The 5,887-nt window shown below is 51.3% G+C and carries 3 protein-coding genes and 1 other RNA gene; 3 read left to right on the top strand and 1 reads right to left on the bottom strand.

Annotated features, from left to right (window positions below):
• Window positions 1–296: hypothetical protein (locus Q1M25_RS07520; RefSeq protein ID WP_300483526.1), on the top strand; the 296-nt coding region annotated here is incomplete at its 5' end.
• Window positions 297–463: 167 nt separating this feature from the next.
• Entirely contained in the window at window positions 464–1,681 is a 1,218-nt protein-coding gene (locus Q1M25_RS07515; protein ID WP_003679234.1) for a uracil-xanthine permease family protein, read from the top strand.
• A gap of 117 nt (window positions 1,682–1,798) precedes the next feature.
• On the opposite strand, the gene ffs is transcribed toward Q1M25_RS07515, so the two are convergent.
• Window positions 1,799–1,895, bottom strand: an RNA gene (gene ffs / locus Q1M25_RS07510) — signal recognition particle sRNA small type.
• 260 nt (window positions 1,896–2,155) lie between these two features.
• Here ffs and Q1M25_RS07505 point away from each other — a divergent pair.
• Window positions 2,156–5,887, top strand: a 3,732-nt coding sequence (locus tag Q1M25_RS07505) for an FAD/FMN-binding oxidoreductase (RefSeq protein WP_300483519.1), incomplete at its 3' end; no start/stop codon positions are given.

Genomic DNA, 5,887 nt, shown 5'->3' with positions numbered 1-5,887 from the left:
ATTTACTTCACGAAAAAATCAGCAATGAAGATTATCAACGCCTCATTGTCAAACACAGCGAATCTTTCAGCGACGGCGAAATCTGCCTATTGAATGAGATTTTGGAAAAATTTGAATTTGATGTCGTACAGGAACAAGCATTGGCGCAAGCTGTGATGCAGCAGGTGCGCTTCGATCCAAACGACTACCATATCGACAGCGACGATGAAGACACAACCGGTATCTGTCCGCACTGCATCAATCCGCCCATGCCACCCCTGCGCGATTATTTGGTTTGGCGCGAAACACGCGGCTGAAAATTTTCCTAATCGATTTTGATAAGTTATTAACCATTCACTATCAAACAAGGCCGTCTGAACAGGTGTCATCGTTACATTTGTTCAGACGGCCTTTTGTAAATAAATGTTCATGACTAGGATAAATCAGTATAATCTGCGCCGTTTGAATTTTCTTCGGAGCTTTTATGAATCAGCTTAAAACGGCGGTAGCCGGTGCGCAGATTTTGTTTGTCGCATTCGGTGCCATGGTGCTTGTGCCGCTTCTGACGGGACTGAACCCGGCTTTAGCATTATTAGGCGCAGGCTTGGGTACTTTGTTGTTCCAATTGGTTACCAAACGTAAAGTGCCGATTTTCCTCGGCTCTTCTTTTGCCTTTATTGCACCGATTATCTACTCCATCGGCGAATGGGGCCTGCCTTCTACCATGTTCGGCCTGTTTGCGGCAGGTTTCATGTACTTTGTCTTTGCCGCGCTGATTAGATGGCGCGGTCTGGATGCGGTACACAAGCTGTTGCCGCCCGTGGTTATCGGTCCGGTGATTATGGTAATCGGCTTGTCCGTGGCCGCTGCAGCCAGCAGCATGGCCATGGGTCAGGCAGATGGAAAACAGGTCATCGACTATATCGACTCGCTGATTCTCTCCGGCTTTACCTTTGCGGTAACCGTCATTGTTTCTGTCTTCGGCAGCAAAATGATGAAGCTGATTCCGATTCTGATCGGCGTGGCTTCCGGCTATGTGTTGGCTTTGATCATGGGCTTGGTCGATACCAGCGCCATCATCAACGCTCCTTGGTTTGCCGTCCCTCATTTTGAAACGCCTCAAGTCAACTGGCAGGCTGCCTTGTTTATGTTGCCCGTTGCCATCGCCCCGGCTATCGAACACATCGGCGGCATTATGGCCATCGGTAATGTGACCGGCAAAAACTACACCAAAGACCCTGGCTTAGACAAAACCCTTGCCGGCGATGGCTTGGGCGTGTGCGTGGCCGGTTTGATTGGCGGCCCTCCTGTCACCACTTACGGCGAAGTAACCGGCGCAGTGATGATTACCAAAAACAGCAACCCCGTCATCATGACTTGGGCGGCAATTTTTGCGATTTTTATGGCGTTTTTCGGTAAATTCAACGCGTTTTTGGCTTCGATTCCTATGCCGGTTATGGGCGGTATTATGTTGCTGCTGTTCGGTACAATCGCCTCTTTGGGCATCAAAACATTGATTGATGCGAAAGTTGATTTGATGCAGCCGAAAAATCTGGTTATCGTCAGCTCCGTATTGACGACCGGTATCGGCGGCATGATTATCAAAGTAGGTACTTTAAGCTTCGCCGGTGTAGGTTTGTGCGCCGTACTGGCCATTATCCTGAACTGCGTTTTGCCCAATACAAAATCAGAAGAAGCATAAATAGCTGGTTCATAAACTCAAAGGCCGTCTGAAAATGAGATTTCAGACGGCCTTTTTATTACGCTTTATACAATGAAAAATGCCGGAGACTTAACTATCTCCGGCATTTTTGAATAAGGTGGCGAGCCGAACCCCCGGCACTGGCTCATCAGAGTGGGCTGCTGGCTTCCGCCCCTGACCCGGTGTTCCGAATTACCATGCGGGGAGACCCGCCATAGAAGAAACGCATTATAGCGGTTTTACAGAAAAACTCAAGCGATAAAATCTGTCAGGCCGTCTGAAAACCATTTACACGACAAGATTGTAAACAATATTGCCTAGTTGAAAATCATTCCCATTGAAATGTTTATTGTCTTTTCCGTTGAAAAATATCGAAAATTACACTACATTAACACTTTACGCCATCAAGAAGAAATTGCATTTTTCAGACGGCCTTTAATATAAAAACATTACATCCATCAACGGAACACGACCATGACCACGACTACTGCCCCTCAGCGTATTCGAGAAATTCCCTATAACTATACTTCTTATACCGACCGCGAAATCATCATCCGACTGTTGGGCAACGAAGCGTGGCAAATCCTGCAAGACCTGCGCGGTCAACGCAAAACAGGACGTTCGGCACGAATGCTGTTTGAAGTATTGGGCGATATTTGGGTGGTCGTTCGCAATCCGTATCTGGTTGATGACTTGCTGGAGCACCCAAAACGCCGCGCCGCGTTGGTACGCGAAATGCGCCACCGCTTAAATGAAATCCGCAAACGCCGCGACGATAATCGGCAAGTGGATGTCTTGGTTGCCGCAGCAGAAAAAGCAGTGGAGCGTTTTGATAGCAATTTTGATGAAACCAGCCAAAAACGCCATCAAATTTTGGAACGCTTAAGCAAAATTACCAAGCCGCACAACATCATGTTTGACGGCTTGGCACGCGTAACGCACGTTACTGATGCAACCGACTGGCGCGTGGAATATCCGTTTGTCGTCGTCAATCCTGATACCGAGGCAGAGATCGCTCCTTTGGTGCGCGCCTTAATCGAGTTGGACTTAGTTATTATCCCGCGCGGTGGCGGTACGGGTTATACCGGTGGCGCGGTACCTTTGGACGCAAACAGCGCAGTCATCAATACCGAAAAACTCGACAAGCATCGCGGCGTCGAATACGTTGAGCTGGCAGGCTTGGACGGCAGACATCCGATTATCCATTGCGGCGCAGGCGTAGTAACCCGCCGAGTGGAAGAAACCGCGCATCAGGCAGGTTTGGTGTTCGCCGTTGATCCGACGTCTGCCGACGCATCTTGCGTAGGCGGTAATGTGGCGATGAATGCAGGCGGTAAAAAAGCCGTGCTGTGGGGTACTGCCTTGGACAACCTCGCCTACTGGAACATGGTCAACCCTCAAGGCGAATGGTTGCGTATCGAGCGCGTGCGCCACAATTTCGGCAAAATCCACGACGAAGAAACCGCCATATTTGACGTACATACGCTGGATTCAGACGGCCGCAATATCGTCAATACCAAACGTTTGGAAATCCCCGGTCACAAGTTCCGCAAAGTCGGTTTAGGCAAAGACGTTACCGACAAATTCTTGAGCGGCCTGCCCGGCGTGCAAAAAGAAGGTACAGACGGCATCATCACCAGCGTCGCCTTTGTGTTGCATAAAATGCCGAAATACACGCGCACTGTGTGTATGGAATTTTTCGGTACAGTCGCCACCGCTACGCCGTCCATCGTCGAAATCCGCGATTTCCTGCTTACCCATGAAAGTGTACGACTGGCCGGTTTGGAACATTTGGACTGGCGTTATGTCCGCGCTGTCGGCTATGCCACCAAAGCGGCAGGTAAAGGCCGACCTAAAATGGTCTTGCTGGCAGACGTGGTTTCCGACGATGAAGCCGCCGTGCAGGCAGCCGCTGAACACATCTGCGAACTCGCCCGCGCCCGCGACGGCGAAGGCTTTATCGCCATATCTCCCGAAGCCCGCAAAACCTTCTGGCTTGACCGCAGCCGCACTGCTGCCATCGCCAAACATACCAACGCCTTTAAAATCAACGAAGACGTGGTAATCCCACTCGAGAGGCTCGGCGAGTATTCAGACGGCATCGAACGCATCAACATTGAGCTTTCCATCCAAAACAAACTCAAACTCTGTGCCGCTTTGGAACAATATCTGTCCGGCAAACTCCCCATTGACAAAATGGGCACGGACCTGCCGACCGCCGAACTTTTGGGCGAACGCGGCAAACACGCCCTAGCCCACGTTTCCGCTGTCAAAGCGCGTTGGGAATGGTTGCTCGCCAATCTCGATACGCCGCTTGCCGACTACAAAGCCCGCTACGGCGCAGCCGTCCATGCCGCGCCCGAAGCCAAAGACAATGAAAGCTGCTTTATTGCCTTCCGCGATTTCCGCCTGCGTGTGTCTGTCAAAGCAGACGTAATGAAGCCGCTTTCTGAAATTTTCAGCGGCAAAACCGATACCAAAATTATCCAAGGCTTGGGCAAAATCCACGCCAAAACCGTACGCAGCCGCGTCTTCGTCGCCCTGCACATGCACGCCGGCGACGGTAACGTTCACACCAATATTCCGGTTAACTCAGACGATGCCGAAATGCTTCAGACGGCCTACCGTTCGGTCGAACGCATCATGAAAATCGCCCGCTCGCTCGGCGGCGTAATTTCTGGCGAACACGGCATCGGCATTACCAAGCTCGAATTTTTGACCGATGAAGACTTGCAACCGTTTTGGGACTACAAAAACCAAGTCGATCCCAAGCACACCTTCAACCGTCACAAACTGATGAAAGGCTCGGACCTACGCAACGCCTATACGCCGTCTTTCGAGCTTTTGGGGGCGGAATCGCTGATTATGGAAAAATCAGACCTCGGTACCATCGCTGATTCCATCAAAGACTGCCTACGCTGCGGCAAATGCAAACCCGTTTGCTCTACTCACGTTCCGCGTGCCAACCTGCTGTACAGCCCCCGCAATAAAATTCTCGGCGTAGGCTTGTTGACCGAAGCCTTCTTATACGAAGAACAAACCCGTCGCGGCGTTTCCATCAAACATTTTGAAGAACTGATGGACATCGGCGACCACTGCACCGTGTGCCACCGCTGCGTTAAACCTTGCCCTGTCAACATCGACTTTGGCGACGTTACTGTAGCCGTCCGCAACTACCTTGCCGATTCCGGCCACAAACGCTTTGCGCCTGCGGCTTCAATGGGCATGGCATTTTTGAACGCCACAGGCCCAAAAACCATCAAAGCCCTTCGCGCCGCCATGATACAGACCGGCTTCCCAGCGCAAAACTTTGCCTACAAAATCGGCAAGCTTCTTCCGATTGGCACTAAAAAGCAAAAAGCCGAACCAAAAGCCACCGTCGGTACCGCCTCAATCAAAGAACAGGTTATCCATTTCATCAACCGTCCTTTGCCGAAAAGCGTACCTGCCAAAACTCCGCGCTCCATGCTGGGCATCGAAGACGACAAGAGTATTCCTATCATCCGCAATCCGGCTTCTCCGGAAGATGCCGAGGCCGTGTTCTATTTCCCAGGTTGCGGCTCTGAGCGTCTGTTCAGCCAAATCGGACTTGCCGTTCAAGCCATGCTCTGGCATGTCGGCGTACAAACCGTCCTGCCACCCGGCTATATGTGTTGCGGCTATCCGCAAGATGCTGGCGGCAATAGGGCCAAAGCCGAAGAAATGAGCACCAACAACCGCGTAGCTTTCCACCGTATGGCAAACACCCTCAACTACCTCGACATTAAAACCGTCGTCGTCAGTTGCGGTACCTGCTACGACCAACTGGAAAAATACCGTTTTGAGGAAATCTTCCCAGGCTGCCGTATCATCGATATCCACGAATATCTGCTTGAAAAAGGGGTGCAACTAAACGGCGTGAAAGGTCAGCAATACCTCTACCACGACCCTTGCCATACCCCAATCAAAACCATGAATGCCACCCAAATGGCCAGCAGCCTGATGGGACAGAAAGTCGTCTTAAGCGACCGCTGTTGCGGCGAGTCCGGTATGTTTGCCGTCAAACGACCAGACATTGCCACTCAGGTCAAGTTCCGCAAACAAGAGGAAATTGAGAAAAACCTTAAAGAGCTGCCGCAAGGCGAACCCGTCAAAATGCTCACCTCCTGCCCAGCCTGCCTGCAAGGCCTGAGCCGCTACGCCGACGACAACAATATGCCTGCCGAC

Origin of the sequence: uncultured Neisseria sp. (genome assembly GCF_951230505.1) — a bacterium.
GTDB lineage: Bacteria > Pseudomonadota > Gammaproteobacteria > Burkholderiales > Neisseriaceae > Neisseria.
This window is presented reverse-complemented; position numbering and strand designations above follow the sequence as displayed.